This window comes from Naasia sp., from assembly GCF_025465545.1.
GTDB lineage: Bacteria > Actinomycetota > Actinomycetes > Actinomycetales > Microbacteriaceae > Naasia.
The window spans coordinates 42,700-61,193 of sequence record NZ_JAODMK010000016.1 but is presented as its reverse complement, the minus strand read 5'-3'; the positions used below and the strand labels follow the sequence as shown (position 1 = coordinate 61,193).

Here is an 18,494-nt window from a genome sequence, read left to right as displayed (position 1 = left end):
CCGGCTCAGGCTCGGCCGCCCTGCCGCAGCTCCTCCAGCCTGCTCTTCAGCTGCTCGAAGAGGCCGGCCCAGCTCTTCTCGAAGGCCGCCAGGCCCTCGCGTTCCAGCGTCTCCACCACGTCGGCGTACGAGATCCCGATCGACTGCAGGTCGGCGAGGACTCCGGCCGCGTCGTCGTAGAACGGGCGTATCGAGTCCGCAGTCACGGTGCCGTGATCGGCGACGGCCCGCAGCGTCGCCTCCGGCATCGTGTTGACCACGCCGTCCGCGATCAGCTCGTCCACATAGCGGGTGTCCGGATAGGCGGGGTCCTTGACCGAGGTGGAGGCCCAGAGCGGCCGCTGCGGGGAGGCGCCCGCCGACTGCAGGGTGGCCCAGCGCGAGGAGCCGAGCAGCTGCTCGTGCATCCGATGCGCGAGCCGGGCGTTCGCGATCGCAGCACGGCCGCGAAGCGCCGCCGCCCCGGCGGTGCCGATGCGCTCCAGCCGCGCGTCGACCTCCGTGTCCACGCGCGAGACGAAGAAGGAGGCGACGGAGGCGATCGCCCCCAGTGCCCTGCCCGTGGCGGCCGCCTTCTCCATGCCTGCCAGGAACGCGGACTGGACCGCGCCATAGCGCTCGAGCGAGAAGATCAGAGTCACATTCACGCTGATCCCGTCGCCGAGCAGGGCCGCGATGACCGGCAGTCCTGCGCGCGTGGCTGGCACCTTGATGAAGAGGTTCCGCCGGTCGACGAGCCGCCAGAGCGCAGATGCCTCCTCCAGCATGGCCGCAGGGTCATGGCCGTTCCTCGGGTCCACCTCGATGGAGACGCGGCCGTCGATGCCCTCCGTCGCCTGGCTGATCGGCAGCAGGATGTCGCAGGCGTCCCGCACGTCGGTCGCGGTCAGCTCTCGCACCACATCGTCGAGGCCGAGACCCCGGCGCACGAGGTCCTCGAGCTGCGCGTCGTACGCGCCGCCGTCCGCGATGGCCTTCGCGAAGATGCTGGGATTCGTCGTGACCCCGGTGACGCCGTCCTCCTCGACGAGGCGGGCCAGGCTGCCGGACACGATGCGGTTCCGGCTGAGATCGTCGAGCCAGACCGACACTCCTGCTTCGGTCAGCGCTGCGAGACGCTGGTTCATGAGACCGTCCTCCCTCCGCCGGCGGTCGCCGACGTCCCTGGTTCCGGCACTCGATAGCGCAGGAAGAGCGTGTCGCCACTTCTCAGCACCTGCGCGAGAGTGAGACGAACGGGCTCGGCGTTCTCCCGAGCCGCGAGGGCGATCCGCGTGTTGGGACCGCCGACCAGGGCGGCGGCGAGAGTGAGACACAGCTCGTGCACGAGCCCGGCTTGCTGGAAGGCCCCGAAGAGGCGGGGGCCGCCCTCCGAGAGGAGCCGTCGATGACCGCGGTCTGTGAGCTCCTGCACGATCCGGTGCGGCTCCGCGGTGCTTCCCCCGCAGATCACGACCTCGGCCACTCGGGCGAAGGCGGCGCGCGCCTCTGGATCGGCCGCTTCTGTCGTGAAGACGATCGGGCGGACGAGCGAGGAGGTGAAGAACGATGACCATGGGTCGAGGTCCAGCGTGGCCGACACGATTGCGACGGCCGGCCGTTCCGACGCCCCGTGCTCGGTGCGCCAGGCGAGATCGGCCGCCCGCAGCAGCTCACCTCCGTACCCCTCAGCTCTCACCGTGCCCGCACCGAGGAGCAGCACATCGGCCGTGCGCCGCAGCAGGTGGAGGAGAAGCTGGTCGTCGGCGGATCCGAGGCCCGCGGACCGGCCCTGGAAGGTCGCCGCCCCGTCTGAGCTCTCGACGAAGTTGAACCGCACGGCCGGTGGGGCGCCGTGAGGCGTCGCGTATGCCGCCGCGATGTCATCCTCGCTGAGGGCGACCGCCGGAGGGGGCCAGAGACGCTCGATCACGACGTGCGCTCCAGTGGGGCGTCCACGTTGGCCTCGCCCATGTTGTGACGGAGCAGGACGGGCGGCCGCCAGCCGAGCACCGATTCGGTCAGGCGCGCCGCCGACCAGGCGGCAGCGGGGTCGTGCATCCGCAGGATCCGGGCGCCTTGCAGGATGCAGAGCACAGCGGCGGCCAGCGAGCCGGCCTGCCGCTCCTGCCGCTCCTGGCCGAGGGTCTCGCCGATGAAGTCCTTGTTCGACACAGCAGCGACCGTGGGAAAGCCGAGGCGCGTCACCTCCGCCAGCCGGAGGCACAGCTGAAGGGAATGGAGGGTGTTCTTGTTGAGGTCGTGGCCGGGGTCCACGAGGAGGCGATCCGCGGGCACCCCCTCCTTCATCGCGTCATCCACGCGAGCGGAGAGGAAGCCGACGACCTCGGACACCACGTCCCCGTAGGTCGGGTGCGGAAAGGGCGTGCGTGGAGCCGCGAGACTGTGCACGAGGATCAGGGAGGCGCCGGATGCCGCGACGACTGCGGCGACCGCGGGGTCCCGCAGGCCCGACGTGTCGTTGATCACGTCGGCTCCCGCGCGAATGCTGCGCGCCGCGACCTCGGGCTCGAAGGTGTCGACGGAGATGACGGCGTCGGTGGTGCGGCGCACCTCCTCGACCAGCGGGAGGACCCGGTCGCACTCCTCGGCCACGCTCAGCCGCCGCCCCGGCGCGAACGGCTGGCCGCCGATGTCGACCCACTCCGCTCCTGCGGCGACGGCGGCTCGAGCGGCAGCGACCGCCGTGGCCAGCGGGAAGGTCCTCCCTCGGTCGTAGAAGGAGTCCGGGGTCCGATTCACCACGGCCATGATGGCGACATGCCGGCGGAAGTCGATCGTCCGAGTTCCGAAGCGGCGGATGGGATCGGTGAGTGGCGGCTCCGCGGCGGGGTACGGCTGGATCTCCGGGGCGGACCTCGCCTCGAGGCCGGAGAGGGCCGTGGTCGGGGTCATGACGCTGCCGGCAGAGGAGCCCGGGTCAGTTCGACCGGCGCCACCGGTCGACGGGAGGAGATCAGCTCGCGGATCTCGTCCTGCACGTCCCAGGTGTTGACGCTCATTCCGGCGACCACGATCAGGCGGCCGTCGTGTTCCGGGACCGCCCAGAAGGCGACATACGCCCCGGCGCCCGGCTCGCCCCGGAAGATCAGCTGCGCGTCGCGCGCCAGCGAGGGGTAGCCGGAGTACTCCATGCCGATGTCGAACTGGTCGGTGTAGAAGTACGGGATCGCCGTGAGACCCGAGCCCGTGCCCAGGATGGAGCGCGCGGCCGCTTCCCCGGAGGCGATGGCGTTCGCCCAGTGCTCGTTCCGCTGGTGCCCGCCGAGGGCCGGGTCGTAGACGGAGGCGGCGTCCCCGGCCGCGTAGACATGGGCGGTGCTGGTGCGCAGGAACTGGTCGACCAGGATGCCGTTGTCCGTGGCGATCCCGGAGCTCGCCGCGAGCTCGACGTTCGGCGTCGCCCCGACGGCGATCAGCACGAGGTCGGCCGGCAGCGCCTCGCCGGTCGCCAGCCGCACCCCGCTGACGCGGCCCCCCTGGCCGATCAGCTCTCGGGGCCGGGAATCGAGGCGGAACCCGACCCCGGCCCGTGCGTGCCGCTCGGCGAAGAGGGTCCCGATCTGCGGACCGAGCGCCGCAGCGAGCGGGATCGCATCCGGCGCGACCACGGTGACCGCAGCGCCGAGGGCCCGGGCCGTCGCGGCGACCTCCATGCCGATCCAGCCTGCGCCCACGATGACGAGCCGCACGGTGGACGGGTCGCCGGAGCCGGTGATCGCGCCCCGCATCCTCTTCGCGTCGTCCAGCGACCTCAGGGTGAGGACGCCGTCGAGCGTGGCGCCGGGAAGGGTGAGGGTGCGGGGCGACGCGCCAGTGGCCAGGAGCAGATCCGCGTACGCGAGCGATCGACCGTCCGACAGCGTCGCGCGACGCAGCACCGTGTCGACGGTCAGGACCCGCTGGTCGAGCACGACATCGATCCCCGCATCGGCGTAGCCGCCCGGGGGAGCGACGGCGAGAGATGCTTCGTCCTCGCTGCCGGCCAGGAACCCCTTCGAGAGGGGCGGCCGGAGGTAGGGAAGATGAGGCTCAGCTCCGACGAGCGTGACCGAGCCGGTGAATCCCTCCTCGCGGAGAGTGAGTGCGGCGGTCGCGCCGGTCAGTCCGGCGCCGACGATGATCACTCCGGGTGTCTCCACGATGGTCTCCTCTTCGAGTCGGGTGCCTGCGCTGGTGACGGGTCTCGCCAGCGCGGTCAGCCGGGGAAGCGCAGGCGCAGCGGCCCGGCGTCGGTGAGGACCCCGCGGAAGGCGGCAGTCCTGGTGAGTGAGCCGGTGGCCTGCACGCCCCGCAGCGACATGCACAGGTGCTCGGCTTCGAGGACGACTCCGACCCCGAGCGGCTCGAGGGTCTCCTCCAGCCAGTCGGCCGTCTGGAGCGTGAGCCGCTCCTGGAGCTGCAGGTCGCGGGCGAACTGCTCGAGTCCCCTGGCGAGCTTGGAGAGCCCGATCAGGCGGGATCCGGGGACGTAGCCGATGCACGCGACGCCGCGGAACGGGAGCAGGTGGTGGGCACAGAGGGAGTGGAAGGGGATCCCCGTCACCAGGACGAGGTCCGCGTAGGAGTCCTCGTTGGGAAAGGTGGTCCACCGGGTCGGGCGGGGCGTGAGCATCTCGCGCAGCGCCTCGGCCACCCTGCGCGGGGTGTCGACGAGGTGCGGGTCGGAGTGATCACGTCCGAGTGCGTCGAGGAGGGCAGCCACGGCGTGCTCGGCGGGGTCGGTCCGGTCCTGAGGGGAAGGACGCAGAACGCCTCCGCCCTGATGCACACTCAGAGGAGCATGGTCGTGCACCGCCGGGCTCGACGCGGGAGTGGGCAGGGCCTGCATGCTGGCCTTCCTTCTAAAATTCGGTAAGCTGAAGTTAGAACGGAACCGGAGGGATGTCAAGGATGGAGACGGCCATGGATGAAAGCCCCCGCGAGGCCGACTCGATCGGCAGGGCGCTCTTCCGCCTGATCCTCGCCTCGGATCGACCGGTGAGCAGGAACGAGGCGTCCGATCTGCTCGGCCTCCCCAAGAGCACGATCGCGGCGCACCTGGAGCGGATGACGCGGGCGGGCGCCCTGGTGACGACCACCCGCAAGACGACAGACCGCACCGGCCCAGGATCCGGTCGGCCTGCGGTGTTCTACTCCGCGGCGGTCTCGGAGATCAGCACGTCGATCCCGCCCCGCCGCTACGAGCTGATGGGCGACATCCTGGCCGGGGCGATCGAGAGCGGCGCGGAGCAGCTGCCCGGGCTTTCCGAGCTGCTGCGGAGCGCGGCGCGCGCCCGCGGCGAGGAGCTCGGGGAGGCGGCGGGGAGCACGGAGGCGGCACTCCGCGACAACGGGTTCGAGCCCGTCGAACGCGAGGACGGGATCGCGCTCGGCAACTGTCCCTTCCATCGCCTGGCTCGTGCCCACACCGAGGTGGTGTGCGCACTCAACGGTGCGCTGCTGGAAGGGGTGCTCGACGGCGCGAACGATTCGACGGCTCGGGTGCGCACTGCTCCCGCGGAGTCCCCCTGTTGCGCCTGGATCAGCCGCACTTAGCGGGCGCCACGGCACCGCCGAGGAGCCCTCCGGGACGGCCAGGGCAGCGATGCCGCAGGCGGAGCGTGTCCGGGTGTAGCTTTCGGCCATGATCGCCCAGCGCCGGGCTCGTGCCGGCATCATCCTCGCGGTGCTGCTGGCCGCGCTGGTGGGGGTGTCCGGATGCGCGGACGACTCGACGGAGGCAGGACTGGGAGTGCCGACCGTCAGCGATCTCGAGCTGTCCACCGGGACGGTGACTGCGCTGCAGGGGACCATCTGGATCGCCGGCAACGGCTGCTTCCACCTGAAGAACGAGGACGGCACCTACTTCATCGTCTGGCCTCGGGAGTTCCAGCAGGATGCCGATCAGGTCTTCGTTCAGCTCGGCGACACCTTCACCGATGGCGACCCGGTGACCGGCATGGGGCGCATCCTCGACGTGGCCGCTGCAGTGGCTGCGGCCGGCGGGCCCGACGGCTATGTCGGCTCGGTCACGGGCTACTGCGCCGAGAAGGGCGAGCAGATCGCCGCGTTCGGCGAGATCAGGCACGCCTAGTCCGCTGCGCTGGTCCGCGCGAGACGGCCCTGGGACAGCACGCCGGGTCAGGTCGTCGGCGTGAGCCAGGTGAGCACGGAGCCGTCGCCCTCGATGAGGGTCGGCAGCACGGCGTTGAACGCGTCACTGTGGGGAGCGGTGATGTGTGCGCGGAACGCGTCCTCGTCCTGGTACACCTCGTAGACGAACCAGCGGCGCGGGTCCTCCTCGAGCCGGTAGGGGACGAACGCGACGTTCCCGGGCTCCTGCCGGACCGCGTCGGTCAGTTCCGCGACCCGGCGGGCGAGCTCCTCATCGGCGCCCACCTTCGCGACGAACTCGGCGTACAGGGCCTTCACCATGGCTTGTCCTCTCAGGCGGCGAGTTCGGGCAGCAGGAGCATCAGCAGCTCGGACGGGCTCGCGACCGCCGCGATGCTTCCCGCCTGCTCCACCTCGGCGCCGTAGCCCCACTGGACGAAGATCACCGGCAGGTCGTTGGCGAGCGCGCCCTCCACGTCGTGGACGCGGTCGCCGACCATCACCGGGCTGCTCAGGTCGACCCGCTCGGCACGGAGGTTGTCGAGCACATAGGCGATCACGTCCGCCTTCTCGCTGCGGGTCTCGTCCTCGCTCGCGCCGCCGATGAAGGTGAAGAGGTCCGCGAGCCCGTAGTGCTCGAGCATCCGCGTGGCCTGCAGCTCCGGCTTGGAGGTCGCGAGGGCGATGGGAACACCCGTGTCGTGCAGGGTCCGCACGGTCTCCTCGATGCCGGGGAACATGGCGCTGTCGAAGGCCCCGCGCTCGGCGTACCGAGCGCGGTACAGACGGAGGGCCCTCTGGCTCTCCGACTGGTTCAGCCCCAGTGCGGCGAAGCCGTCCATGATGGGAGGGCCGACGAAGGCGAGGAGCTCGGCGGGCGGCGGGACGGGCTTGCCCATCGTCTCGAGGGTGTGCGCGAGTGTCGAGGTGATGCCCGCCGCCGAGTCGGCGATGGTGCCGTCGAGGTCGAACAGCACACAGCTCCACTGGACCGGCGTGTTCATGCAAACAGCCTACGTGGCGCGCCTGATCGCTCCGACTCCCAGAACACGGGGTCTGGCCGGGTCAGAACAGGCGGTGGTGGGAGTCGTCCATGCCGCGCATCGAGTCGTAGTCGAGCAGGAGGCAGCGGATACCCCGGTCCTGCGCGAGCGTGCGCGCCTGCGGCTTGATCTCCTGAGCGGCGAAGACCCCGGTGACGGGCGCCAGGTGCGGGTCCCGGTTCATCAGCTCCAGGTAGCGGGTCAGCTGCTCGACGCCGTCGATGTCCCCCCGGCGCTTCAGCTCGACCGCGACACTGCGGCCCTCAGGGTCGCGGGCGAGGATGTCGACCGGTCCGATGGCGGTCATGTATTCCCGCCGGACGAGCGTGTGGCCGTCGCCGAGCAGCTCGATCTGCTCCGCGAGGAGCTTCTGCAGATCCGCCTCGACGCCGTCCTTCACGAGGCCCGGGTCGATGCCCAGGTCGTGGCTGCTGTCGGAGAGCACCTCGTGCACCGACACGACGAGCAGGTCGCTGGTCTTCGCGTTGGTGACGGTCCACAGTTCGGTGACGCCGGCGGCGAGCTGGTCCTCGTCCGGCTCGCTGACCACCAGGGAGCAGGGCGGGCTCATCCAGTTGAGCGGCTTGTACGAGCCGCCGTCCGAGTGCACGAGCACGCTTCCGTCGGCCTTCACCATGAGCACGCGGGGGGCGAGCGGCAGGTGTGCGCTGAGCCGCCCGGCGTAGTCGACGGAGCATCGAGCGACCACCAAGCGCATTCGTCGAGCCTAACCGCGGACGGCCGCTGCGCCGCCCGGCTCGGAGTCGACGGGCGCGCCGTCCGCGGCCGGCAGCTCCCGTGCGGAATGCGAGACGAGGCCCGCCAGGGCGACGAGGACGAGGACCACGCCGAGCGCCAGGAGGAGTCCCACCTGGTCGGCGAGGAAGCCGATGAGGGGCGGGCCGACGAGGAACGCGACGTACCCGATGGTCGCGACGGCGCTCACCCGCGCGGCGGCCCGGCGGGGCTCGTCGGCGGCCGCGGACATGCCGACGGGGAAGCCCAGCGAGGCGCCGAGACCCCACAGCACGGCACCGACGACGGCGAGCTCGGGGGAGGGCACGAAGATGATCACGCCGAGGCCGATGGCGGCCAGGCCCGCCGAGGCCCGCAGGACAGGCACCCGCCCGAAGCGGTCGAGCACGAAGACGCCCAGCACCCGCCCGATGGTCATCGAGACGAGGAACACGCCGAGCACGACCGCCCCTGTTGCGTTGTCGAGCCCATGCCCGTCGACCATGGCGAGGGGCAGCCAGTCGTTGGCGGATCCCTCCGTGAACGCCATCCCGAGCACGATGAGTCCGATCAGGAGGGTGCGCGGCTCCCGCCACACCGCCAGGCGGGTGCGCCAGCCCTCCGTCCGCGCCTCGTGCGCGCTCGTTCCTGAGGACTCCGAGTGCTCCGGCTGATACCAGCGCAGCGTCACGACCACCGCGACGAGCAGCACCGCAGTCGCCGCGCTCACATGCACGAGCACCGGCACCCCCCAGGCCTCGGCGAGGGCGCCGATGCCGACGCCCAGCACCGTGCCGGCACTGAACATCGCATGGAAGAGCGGCATGATCGCGCGCCCGATGACGCGTTCGTTCGCGGCCCCCGACACGTTCATCGCGACATCGCAGAGCCCGCTGCCCGCGCCGAACACGAGCAGCCCGGCGAAGCACAGCACCGGCTGACCGAGCTGCGAGCCGAAGGCCGCAACGGGAAGACCGAGCACGCCGACGCCGAGGCCGAACAGCACCCCACGCGCGGTGCCGGCCTTGGCGATCACATGGCTCGAGAGCACCAGCCCGATGATCGACCCCACCGCGATGCCGAAGAGCACGAGTCCGAGAGTCGACGTGGACACGCCCAGCTCATCCCGTACAGCGGGCACCCGGGACAGCCAGGTGGCGATCGCGAAGCCCGAGAGGGCGAAGGTGACGAACACGGCGTTGCGCCATCCGGTCACCTGGCGGCGGGTCAGGGCGGGAGCGCTCATGCCCCAACGCTACGAGAGGAGAGACCGACGCGCCGACCACCGCCCCGCGCGAGAGCTGTCCTGGTGACCGACCGGGGACGCGAGGTCCCGGGCCCGGCGAATAGGCTGTCGAATCATGAGCAACAGTGCCCCGATCCCCTTCACGTCGGGCATCGCGCTCGACGAGCTCGACCCCGCCATCCGGCCGCAGGACGACCTCTTCCGCCATGCGAACGGGCGATGGATCGAGCGCACCGAGATTCCCGCGGACCGCGCGAGGTACGGCTCCTTCTACGTCCTGGCCGAGGAGGCCGAGAAGGCCGTCCGCGACATCATCCTGGAGGCCCAGGGCTCGGAGTCCGGCACGGAGCAGGGCAGGGTCGGCGACCTCTACTCCAGCTTCATGGACGAGGAGCGGATCGAGGAGCTGGGAGCGCGCCCGATCGAGGGCCTCCTGGATGCTGCCCGCGCGGTGGACTCGATCCCCTCGCTGCTGGCGACGGTCGGGCGTCTCGAGCGGTCCGGCGCCCCCGGGTTCGTGCAGCTCTTCGTCGACAACGATCCGGGCAACCCCGAGCGCTACCTCGTCTTCGTCGAGCAGTCCGGCCTCGGACTTCCCAACGAGAGCTACTACCGGGAGGAGAAGTTCGCCGAGGTCCGCGCCGCGTACCGCTCGCACATCGCCCGGATGCTGGAGCTCGGCGGCTTCGACGACGCCGAGGCCCGCGCCGACCGGGTCGTCGCGCTGGAGACGGCGCTCGCCGCGGAGCACTGGGACAACGTGCGCACCCGGGACAGCCAGGCCACCTACAACCTCAAGTCGTGGGCGGCGGTCGAGGAGCTGGTCGACGGGGGCGCCGCGGCAGGCATCGCAGTGTGGCGTGAAGGACTCGACGTTCCCGAGTCCGCGCTCGACGAGGTCGTCGTGCGCGAGCCCAGCTTCCTCGAGGGTCTCGGGCGGCTCCTCGTCGAGGACCGGCTCGAGTCCTGGCGGGATTGGCTCTGCTGGCAGCTCCTGCACAGCGCCGCCCCCTACCTCTCCAGCGCCTTCGTGGACGAGAACTTCGGCTTCTACGGCCGCACGCTGACCGGCACTCCGGAGCTGCGGGCGCGGTGGAAGCGGGGCGTCTCGCTCGTGGAGGGCGCGCTCGGCGAGGCCGTCGGCCGCATCTACGTGGAGAGGCACTTCCCGCCGGCCGCGAAGGAGGCCATGGACGACCTGGTCGATCACCTCGTGGAGGCGTACCGGACCTCCATCCAGGGGCTCGACTGGATGAGTGCGGAGACCCGGCAGCGCGCACTGGAGAAGCTCGACAAGTTCACGCCGAAGATCGGCTACCCCGTCAGATGGCGTGACTACTCGGACCTCGTCGTCGATCCCACCGACCTCCTGGGGAACGTGCGCCGTGCCGCCGAGTTCGAGTTCGCACGCGAGCTCGCCAAGATCGGCAGGCCGCTGGACCGCGACGAGTGGTTCATGACCCCGCAGACGATCAACGCGTACTACAACCCGGGGTTCAACGAGATCGTGTTCCCGGCCGCGATCCTGCAGTACCCGTTCTTCACGCCCGACCGGGACGCGGCCGCCAACTACGGCGCCATCGGTGGCGTCATCGGGCACGAGATCGGCCATGGCTTCGATGACCAGGGCTCGCGCTTCGACGGCGACGGCCGACTCACCGACTGGTGGACCGAGGAGGACCGGGCGGCCTTCGAGACCCGGACCGCGTCGCTCATCGAGCAGTACGACGCGCTCGCCCCGCAACAGGTGCCCGACTCGCACGTGAACGGCGCGCTCACGATCGGCGAGAACATCGGCGACCTCGGTGGTCTGGGCATCGCCTGGAAGGCCTACTTGCTCTCCCTCGGCGGCGAGGAGCCGCCCCTGATCGACGGGCTCACCGGCGCTGAGCGCTTCTTCCTCTCCTGGGCTCAGGCCTGGCAGATGAAGGGACGCGACGAGGAGGTGCGGCGTCTGCTGGCCATCGACCCGCACTCGCCCAACGAGTTCCGGTGCAATCAGATCGTCCGCAATCTGGAGCCCTTCTACGAGGCCTTCGGAGTCACCGAGACGGACGGCCTCTGGCTTCCCCCCGCCCAGCGGGTCACCATCTGGTGATGCCCACCGCCGACAGCACGAGGCGCGAGGGTCGCGGGGACGCGATCAACGGACGGCACAGGGGACTCGACCGCACCGAGAATTTCGTCGCGGGCTTCGGCGCGCTCGCCGACCTCGCCCTCGGCGGGGCGCAGGTGTCGGCTCGAGCGGTGGACCTCTCGACCGGCAAGGTGCTGCTCTCGGTCGACGACTCGCTCGTGCTCCCCACGGCGAGCATCGGCAAGGTCCTGCTGCTGCTCGAGGTATCCGCCCGGATCGGCAACGGCACGAGCTCCCGCTATGACATCCTCGACCGCGAGCCGGTGGACTACGCCGCCGACTCGGGAATCTGGCAGCACCTCTCGGCCCCGTCGTTCCCGCTCGCCGACCTCGCGGCTCTGGTGGCCTCGACGAGCGACAACCTGGCGACCAACGTGCTGCTGCGCCGGGTCGGACTCGACTCCGTCCGGCTGCGCGCCGAGGAGATCGGCATCCGCCGGACGGCCCTGCTCGACCGGGTGCGCGACAGGCGGGGACCCGACGACGCTCCTCAGCTGTCCGTCGGCTCGGCCGAGGAGCTCACCTGGCTCTTCGGCGCCCTCGCGCGGGGCGAGCTGATCGATCCCGCGACGAGCTACCGGGTGGTGGACTGGCTGATGCTCGGCATGGACCTGTCGCTGGTCGCGGCGGCGTTCGGGCTGGACCCACTGGCGCACAGCCGACCGGATCACAACCTCACCCTCTTCAACAAGACGGGAACGGACCAGGGGGTGCGAGCCGAGGCCGGCGTGCTCCGCGGACCGAGGGCGAGCGTCGCCTACGCCGTGACCCTCGTCTTCCAGGATCGACGCATCGACGACCGGCTCGAGGCGATCGGAGCCATGCGCACGATCGGCACCGACCTGCTGGAGTACGTGCACTGAGCGCCGGCGGCGGCGCCGCGGCGATCAGCCGACCGCGTCCTCGGATGCGCGCCCGTGCTCTGCGTCGAGTGTCACGCCGAGGTCGAAGAGGGTGTTGAGGGCGTCGACGACCCGCTCGCCCTGCCCCGCCCGCGCGAGCTCCTTCGCCCGCTGAGTCGGCCGGTGCACGAGCACGCTCACCAGATGACGCAGCGCGCGCTCGGTCTCCGGGCTGCTCTCGCCCCGCGCCTGCAGCCGCTCGAGCTCCGCCTCGAGGACGTCGAAGACGTGCGTGCGGTAGGCGACGACGGCCGACTTCACCTGGTGCTCGGTGCTCTCCGCGGTGAAGGCGGCGGCGGCGCGGCCCACGAGGTCACGGGCGTCGTCGGGAGCGTTGAGCTCGGCGAGCGGCGCATGCAGCCGGATGGTCTCGAGGTCGAGCAGCTCGGCCCCGGGCACGCGGGCGACCGCGGGGTCGACGTTCCGGGGGAGCCCGAGGTCCATCACGAACACGCGCTTGCCAGCGGACCGCTCCAGCGAGGCGGCGAGCATCTCGGCGGTGAGCACAACGGCGGGCGCGGTGCTGCAGGTGACCACGACGGTGGCGGCGTCCAGCGCGTCGGCCAGTTGATCGGCCTCGACCGGCCGCACCCCTTCGCGGGCCGCGAAGCGGGAGGCGCGACCCGACGGGGAGAAGACTCCGACCTCGGTGACGCCGCGGTCCCGCAGGGCGGCGAGGCATGCGCCCGCGTAGGCGCCGGTGCCGACGAGCAGCACATTCTGCGCCTGCCAGTCGGCGATGCGGGAGGAGGCGAGGTCGAGGGCGAGGCGCACGATCGAGCGTCCGGCGCCGCCCAGCCCGGTGCGGTTCTGCACCTCGCGGGATGCGGTCGAGGCCCGCTGGAAGACGCGTTCGAGATCAGGAGAGGTGGTGCCGGAACGGCGCGCGGACTCGAGGGCGCGACGGACCTGGCCGGAGATCTCACCCTCGCCCACCACCACGGACTCGAGGCCGCTGGACACGGCGAAGAGGTGCTCCGCCGCAGCGGCGTCGGCATGCACGGCGACCGCGCCGGAGAGTTCCGCCGGGCTCACTCCCGTGATGCCCGAGACGATGTCGATGGCGCGCCCCGCGGCGGCGTCCCGGACCTCGTCGGCCGGCCCACGGACGTCGAGGTAGGCCTCGAAGCGGTTGCAGGTCGCGAGCACGACAGCGCCTTCGACCGATCCGTCAGCGGGGATCAGAGCCTGCCCGAGGGTGGCTGCGCCGGTCGAGAGACGCTCCAGGAGTTCGAAGGCCGCGGTGCGATGACTCGCGGACAGACAGAGGAGCACGGAACGAGTCTATTTCTTCGGGGCTGTGCACTGGCCCTCGTCCTCCTTGGCGCAGATCGAGGGGAATGGCCGGATGACCGTTACGGCTCGTGACGCGAGGGAAGCGAGAGAGGGCCCTCGGTGCGACGCTGGAGGGGCAGCGAACGCGAAGCCTCGCGCCGTCCCGGCAGCGCTGCCCCGGATCGGAAGGATTCCGGGCCCCCGACTTCAAGCGAGGCACCCATGCGCAACAGCAGCGACCGCATCCAGACGTCCCACGCCGGCTCCCTTCCGCGGACGCCTGAGCTGATCGCCGCCAACGAGGCGCGGGAGCTCGAGGACGACGGCTTCACCCTCCGGCGCACCCCTGCGTTCGATGCGCTCCTCGCCGACGCGGTCAGCGACCTCGTCGCGCGGCAGACGGCAGCGGGAATCACGGTCCCGGGCGACGGCGAATACGGCAAGGCCATGTCGAGCGCGGTGGACTACGGCGCCTGGTGGTCCTACTCCTTCCAGCGCGTCGCCGGCCTCTCACTCACCGGGCAGGACCCCTTCAGCGCGGAGCCGGTGCGGTCCGAGCCGGGCAGGGTCCGGCTCACCACCTTCCCCGATCGGCGGGACTGGACGATCTTCCGCGAGGCCTACAGCGATCCGACGAGCGGCATCTCCACGGGCACGACGGCGACCGCATTCCCGTCCACGACCGGACCGCTGCGCTACATCGGGCACGAGGCGATCCGCTCCGATGTCGCGAACCTGCGCGCCGCCCTGGATCGCGCCGGCGTCGAGGACGGCTTTCTCACCTCGCTCTCCCCCGGCAGCGGCGCCCGCATCGCCAACGACTTCTACGCCACCGAGGAGGAGCACATCTGGGCGTGGGCCGACGTGCTGCGGGAGGAGTACCAGGCCGTGATCGACGGCGGCCTGATCCTGCAGATCGACGACCCCTCCATCGCCGAGAACTGGGATCAGATCAACCCCGAGCCGAGCGTCGAGGACTACCAGGCGTTCACCCGCATCCGCGTCGAGGCGCTCAACCACGCGCTGCGCGGGCTGCCCGAGGACCGCATCCGCTTCCACCTGTGCTGGGGAAGCTGGCACGGCCCGCACACGACGGACATCGGCCTGCGGGACATCGTGGGGCTCCTGCTCGAAATCGATGCGGGCGCGTACTCCTTCGAGGCCGCGAACGCCCGGCACGAGCACGAGTGGCGGGTGTGGGAGGACGTGACCCTGCCGGAGGGCAAGCTGATCCTCCCCGGGATCGTCGGTCACGCCACCAATGTCGTCGAGCACCCGGAACTCGTCGCGGAGCGCATCGAGCGGTTCGCGTCGGTCGTCGGCGCCCCGAACGTGATCGCCTCCACGGACTGCGGACTGGGCGGACGCATCCACCCGCAGATCGCCTGGGCGAAGCTCGAGTCGCTGGCGGCGGGCGCGCGGATCGCGAGCGAGCGGCTCTTCTCGCCCGCGCGCTGACCCTCCGCCGAACGGACCCGGCGGGCCGTGGAACACTGGATGGTGTGCCGCTGCCCCCCGACCATCCGCTGATCGACGGCCGCACCGGTCGCGCTCCCCTCATCCGCGCGTATCGCGGGGAGCGGCAGCCGACGCCACCGGTGTGGTTCATGCGGCAGGCCGGACGCTCGCTCCCGGAGTACCGGGCGCTCCGCGAGGGCGTCCCGATGCTCGACTCCTGCCTGGACCCGGAGCTGGCGAGCGAGATCACGCTCCAGCCGGTGCGCCGGCACGGGGTGGACGCCGCCATCTTCTTCAGCGACATCGTGATCCCCCTGCGGCTCGCCGGGGTCGACGTCGAGATCGTGCCGGGCCGGGGTCCCGTGCTCGATGCGCCGGTGCGCACCGCGGAGGACGTCACCCGCCTCCGGGAGCACGTGCTGACCCCGGAGGCGCTCAAGCCCATCACGGAGGGTGTCGCGCGCACCGTGTCCCAGCTCGGGGGAACTCCGCTCATCGGCTTCGGCGGTGCACCCTTCACCCTCGCTGCCTACCTGGTCGAGGGCGGGCCCTCCAAGGACCACCTGCGTGCCCGCTCGATGATGCATGCCGACCCCGAGGCCTGGACGGCTCTGATGGAGTGGACGGCGGACGTCACGGGCGCGTTCCTCCGGGCTCAGCTGCTCGCGGGGGCGAGCGCAGGTCAGCTCTTCGACTCCTGGGCGGGTTCCCTGTCCCGGAGTGACTACCGGCGATGCGTCGCCTGGGCGTCGGCGCGAGCCCTCGACGCCGTCCGGGACCTCGAGGTGCCGCTCGTGCACTTCGGCGTGGGGACGGGGGAGATCCTGCCCGACCTGCGCGACGTCGGCGTCGACGTGGTGGGCGTCGACTGGCGCATCCCGCTCGACCAGGCGGCCGCGCGACTCGGTCCGGTCCCGCTGCAGGGCAACATCGATCCCGCCCTGCTCAGCGCTCCGTGGCCGGTGCTCGAGGCGCACGTCCGCGACGTGATCGAGCGAGGACGCTCCGCGCCGGCACACGTGCTCAACCTGGGGCACGGGGTGCCCGCCGACACCGACCCGGACGTCCTCACCCGGCTGACCGCCTTCGTGCACGGGCTGCCCGCCCAGCCATGACCTCGGTCCTCGTCGTGGGCGGTGGGATCGCCGGACTGGTCGCCGCGCGATCCGCGGCCCTCGCCGGAGCGGATGTCGTCCTGCTCGAGGGAGCCGAGCGCCTCGGCGGAGCCGTCGCCGGGATCGAGCTCGCGGGCGTGCCGGTCGACACCGGAGCCGAGAGCCTCGCGGCGCGCGGCGGGACCGCGCTCGCCCTGCTGTCCGCGCTCGGCCTGACGCCCGTGCCGCCCGCGCCTTCCGGGGCCTGGCTGCAGAACGCCCGGGGCGCGTACCCGCTGCCCGCGGCAGGAGTGCTCGGCATCCCCGCCTTCCCGCTCGCGGCCGATGTGCGCGCCGTGATCGGCACGCGAGCGGCGATGCGAGCCTGGGCGGATCGGCTGCTGCCCGAACTCACCGTGGGACGGGAGCGGAACCTCGGCGCGCTGGTGCGCAGGCGGATGGGCGCACGTGTGCTCGAGGAGCTCGTGGCACCGGTGGTCGGGAACGTGTACGCGGTGAACCCGGATGAGGCGGACGTGGAGTCGCTCGTGCCGCTACTGAACGGGGAGCTGACCCGCACCGGATCGCTGTCCTCCGCGGTCCTCGCCCTGCGCGCCGCCGCACCGGCGGGCTCCGCCGTGGTCGGGCTTCCCGGCGGCATGGTCACGCTGGTGGCCGCGCTCGAGCGGGAGCTCGGCCGCTTCGGAGTCGGCACGCGGACCGGTTCGCCGGTCACCGCTGTCGAGCGCGTCGGTGAGAAGTGGCGCGTGCAGACCGCCGCCGAGGCGCTCGAGGCCGATCGGGTGGTCGTCGCCTCCGACGGCGCGAGCGCCCGCGCCCTGCTCGCGCCGCTGCTTCCGGCGGCGCCGTTGGCGGGCTGGCCCGAGCCGCACGGCACCACCGTCGTGTCGCTCGTGCTCGACGCTCCCTCGCTCGACTCCTTCCCCCGCGGTTCCGGCGTGCTCGTCGCCCGCGGCGTCGACTCCGTCGCGGCGCGCGCCCTCACCCACAGTTCGGCCAAGTGGCCGTGGCTGGCCGCGCTCCTGCCGCCGGGACGGCACGTGGTGCGGCTGAGCTACCGCACCGTTGCGGGATTCGGTTCCCGCCCCATCGATGCGGGGGACCTGGCGCTGTCCGACGCGGCGCGACTCCTCGACGTGCGTCGCACCGAGCTCAACCTGGTCGACTGGGCGATCACCGAGTGGCGGCAGGAGAGCCAGCGCGCCCTGCTCGGCGTCCGGGCCCGGATCGAAGCCGTGCGTGCGGCGGCCCTCGGCCTCGAGGGACTCGACCTCACGGGCGCCTGGCTGGCAGGCACGGGCCTCGCCTCCGTGATCGCGGACGCCGACCGGGCCGGCCGCGGCGACTGAGGACGCCGCCGGCGGGCCGGCGGAGGCGGCAGACCGGCTGGCCTCGCCCCTTGTCAACCTCCCCGGTGGCCCTTCCGGTGATGCGGCTACGCTGGTCATCTCGTCCAACAGATCGGAGCGACCATGAAGGGCAAGTTGGTTTTCCTCGCCGGCGCGGCCACCGGATATGTCCTGGGAACGCGCGCCGGGCGCAAGCGCTACGAGCAGATCAAGGCCAGCGCCGAGCGGTTCTGGAACACCCCGGCCGTGCAGCGCGGCGTCGGGCAGGTGCAGGGCTTCGTCGACGACCACGCGTCGGACGTTCCGGCCGTCGTCAGCAACACCGCGAAGAAGGTCGTCAACCAGGTCAGCCAAGTCGGCAAGCGCTCCGGCAAGGGGTCCTCGTCGACCAGCGGCACGGGCACCCTGCCCCCCGCCGAATAGGAGACGGCATGCCGTCCGTGCGCGTCGAGCCGCAGACCGACCGCAAGTCGCTGCTGCAGCTCATCGCGGACGTGCCCGGCCTCGTCGGGCAGCTGATCCGCGACGAGATCGAGCAGATCAAGAAGGAAGTCACCGGCAAGCTGACCGAGCTCGGGATCGGGGTCGGCTTCTTCGCCGGAGCGGCGTTCTTCGGGTTCTTCCTCTTCGCCGTGCTGCTCACCGCAGCGATCCTCGGCCTCGCTGTGGTGTTCCCGGGGTGGCTCGCGGCACTGATGGTGGCGTTCGTGCTGCTCGTGATCGTCGTGGTGCTGGTGCTGCTCGGCATGAAGCGGGTCAAGAAGGGCGTTCCGCCCACGCCCGAGGACTCCATCGAGAGCGTGAAGAACGACGTCCGAGCCTTCAAGGGAATGGGGAAGTATGACCGCTGACGACTCGAACCTGAGCCACAAGGAGCGGGCGCTCGGTGAGCTGCGGTCGGACATCGAGTCCACCCGCGAGAAGCTCGCGCAGACGCTCGACGCGATCGAGGACCGCCTCAACGTCCCCAAGCAGGCCAAGCAGTACGCGGACCGTGCCCGCGAGGCTTTCGCCAGGATCAACAAGGAGAACCCGATCGTGGTGTACGCCACGGCCGGGGCCGTCGTGCTCGCCGCGGGAGGACTTCTCGCGTGGAGGCTCGTGCGTCGCTGAGCGATGCTCGTTTTGACCCTCTCGA

Annotated in this window: 20 protein-coding genes; 10 read left to right on the top strand and 10 right to left on the bottom strand. The window is 71.4% G+C overall.

What is annotated here, in order from left to right; translation table 11 throughout:
- Nucleotides 1-5: 5 nt before the first annotated feature.
- The 5 genes from tal to folE are packed head-to-tail and all read right to left on the bottom strand — an operon-like array spanning nucleotide 6 to nucleotide 4,831.
- On the bottom strand, nucleotides 6-1,127 hold the full coding sequence (tal, locus tag JWR33_RS04980) for a transaldolase (RefSeq protein ID WP_297409961.1): 1,122 nt from the start codon (nucleotides 1,125-1,127) through the stop codon (nucleotides 6-8).
- Nucleotides 1,124-1,912 (bottom strand): pyrimidine reductase family protein, encoded by a 789-nt coding sequence (locus JWR33_RS04975; RefSeq protein WP_297409960.1) that lies wholly within the window; start codon nucleotides 1,910-1,912, stop codon nucleotides 1,124-1,126. Before JWR33_RS04975 ends, tal begins: the two co-directional genes overlap by 4 nt.
- A complete protein-coding gene (gene folP / locus JWR33_RS04970) occupies nucleotides 1,909-2,895 on the bottom strand; it encodes a dihydropteroate synthase (RefSeq protein WP_297409958.1) in 987 nt (328 codons plus the stop codon). Before folP ends, JWR33_RS04975 begins: the two co-directional genes overlap by 4 nt.
- Nucleotides 2,892-4,142, bottom strand: coding sequence for an FAD-dependent oxidoreductase (locus JWR33_RS04965; protein ID WP_297409956.1), 1,251 nt, complete (start codon nucleotides 4,140-4,142; stop codon nucleotides 2,892-2,894). Before JWR33_RS04965 ends, folP begins: the two co-directional genes overlap by 4 nt.
- Nucleotides 4,143-4,198: 56 nt before the next feature.
- Nucleotides 4,199-4,831, bottom strand: coding sequence for a GTP cyclohydrolase I (folE, locus tag JWR33_RS04960; RefSeq protein WP_297409954.1), 633 nt, complete (start codon nucleotides 4,829-4,831; stop codon nucleotides 4,199-4,201).
- A 74-nt stretch (nucleotides 4,832-4,905) separates the two neighbouring features.
- On the opposite strand from folE, the gene JWR33_RS04955 reads away from it, so the two are divergent.
- Entirely contained in the window at nucleotides 4,906-5,538 is a 633-nt protein-coding gene (locus tag JWR33_RS04955; RefSeq protein WP_297409953.1) for a helix-turn-helix domain-containing protein, read from the top strand.
- Nucleotides 5,539-5,626: 88 nt separating this feature from the next.
- Nucleotides 5,627-6,076, top strand: coding sequence for a hypothetical protein (locus tag JWR33_RS04950; RefSeq protein WP_297409951.1), 450 nt, complete (start codon nucleotides 5,627-5,629; stop codon nucleotides 6,074-6,076).
- Between the two features lie 47 nt (nucleotides 6,077-6,123).
- Here the strand turns inward: JWR33_RS04950 and JWR33_RS04945 are convergent, their stop codons facing one another.
- From JWR33_RS04945 to JWR33_RS04930, 4 genes are all read right to left on the bottom strand, one after another.
- Nucleotides 6,124-6,417, bottom strand: coding sequence for a putative quinol monooxygenase (locus JWR33_RS04945; protein WP_297409949.1), 294 nt, complete (start codon nucleotides 6,415-6,417; stop codon nucleotides 6,124-6,126).
- Between the two features lie 11 nt (nucleotides 6,418-6,428).
- On the bottom strand, nucleotides 6,429-7,100 hold the full coding sequence (locus JWR33_RS04940; protein ID WP_297409947.1) for an HAD hydrolase-like protein: 672 nt from the start codon (nucleotides 7,098-7,100) through the stop codon (nucleotides 6,429-6,431).
- 61 nt (nucleotides 7,101-7,161) lie between these two features.
- Complete coding sequence (gene nucS / locus JWR33_RS04935) at nucleotides 7,162-7,857, bottom strand: endonuclease NucS (protein ID WP_297409945.1); 696 nt, start codon at nucleotides 7,855-7,857, stop codon at nucleotides 7,162-7,164.
- A 9-nt stretch (nucleotides 7,858-7,866) separates the two neighbouring features.
- Nucleotides 7,867-9,120, bottom strand: coding sequence for an MFS transporter (locus JWR33_RS04930; protein ID WP_297409943.1), 1,254 nt, complete (start codon nucleotides 9,118-9,120; stop codon nucleotides 7,867-7,869).
- 115 nt (nucleotides 9,121-9,235) lie between these two features.
- Between JWR33_RS04930 and JWR33_RS04925 the strand changes: the two genes are divergently transcribed.
- On the top strand, nucleotides 9,236-11,218 hold the full coding sequence (locus JWR33_RS04925) for a M13-type metalloendopeptidase (protein ID WP_297409942.1): 1,983 nt from the start codon (nucleotides 9,236-9,238) through the stop codon (nucleotides 11,216-11,218).
- Nucleotides 11,218-12,120, top strand: coding sequence for a serine hydrolase (locus JWR33_RS04920; protein ID WP_297409941.1), 903 nt, complete (start codon nucleotides 11,218-11,220; stop codon nucleotides 12,118-12,120). Before JWR33_RS04925 ends, JWR33_RS04920 begins: the two co-directional genes overlap by 1 nt.
- Before the next feature lie 24 nt (nucleotides 12,121-12,144).
- On the opposite strand, the gene JWR33_RS04915 is transcribed toward JWR33_RS04920, so the two are convergent.
- Complete coding sequence (locus tag JWR33_RS04915) at nucleotides 12,145-13,434, bottom strand: glutamyl-tRNA reductase (protein WP_297409940.1); 1,290 nt, start codon at nucleotides 13,432-13,434, stop codon at nucleotides 12,145-12,147.
- A gap of 222 nt (nucleotides 13,435-13,656) precedes the next feature.
- Between JWR33_RS04915 and JWR33_RS04910 the strand changes: the two genes are divergently transcribed.
- The 6 genes from JWR33_RS04910 to JWR33_RS04885 all read left to right on the top strand — a co-directional run bounded on the left by JWR33_RS04910 (nucleotide 13,657) and on the right by JWR33_RS04885 (nucleotide 18,469).
- Nucleotides 13,657-14,892 (top strand): cobalamin-independent methionine synthase II family protein, encoded by a 1,236-nt coding sequence (locus JWR33_RS04910; RefSeq protein ID WP_297409939.1) that lies wholly within the window; start codon nucleotides 13,657-13,659, stop codon nucleotides 14,890-14,892.
- 44 nt (nucleotides 14,893-14,936) lie between these two features.
- Entirely contained in the window at nucleotides 14,937-16,007 is a 1,071-nt protein-coding gene (gene hemE / locus JWR33_RS04905) for a uroporphyrinogen decarboxylase (protein WP_297409937.1), read from the top strand.
- The gene (locus tag JWR33_RS04900) at nucleotides 16,004-17,356 is read left to right on the top strand and encodes an FAD-dependent oxidoreductase (protein ID WP_297409936.1); all 1,353 of its coding nucleotides are present in this window, start codon (nucleotides 16,004-16,006) and stop codon (nucleotides 17,354-17,356) included. The genes hemE and JWR33_RS04900 overlap by 4 nt, the downstream gene beginning before the upstream one ends.
- A 123-nt stretch (nucleotides 17,357-17,479) precedes the next feature.
- Nucleotides 17,480-17,779 carry a YtxH domain-containing protein gene (locus tag JWR33_RS04895; RefSeq protein ID WP_297409935.1) on the top strand — a complete coding sequence of 100 codons (300 nt, stop codon included), beginning with the start codon at nucleotides 17,480-17,482 and terminating at the stop codon, nucleotides 17,777-17,779.
- Between the two features lie 8 nt (nucleotides 17,780-17,787).
- A complete protein-coding gene (locus tag JWR33_RS04890) occupies nucleotides 17,788-18,207 on the top strand; it encodes a phage holin family protein (protein ID WP_297409934.1) in 420 nt (139 codons plus the stop codon).
- Entirely contained in the window at nucleotides 18,197-18,469 is a 273-nt protein-coding gene (locus JWR33_RS04885; protein WP_297409933.1) for a DUF3618 domain-containing protein, read from the top strand. The genes JWR33_RS04890 and JWR33_RS04885 overlap by 11 nt, the downstream gene beginning before the upstream one ends.
- The last annotated feature ends 25 nt before the right edge of the window (nucleotides 18,470-18,494 follow it).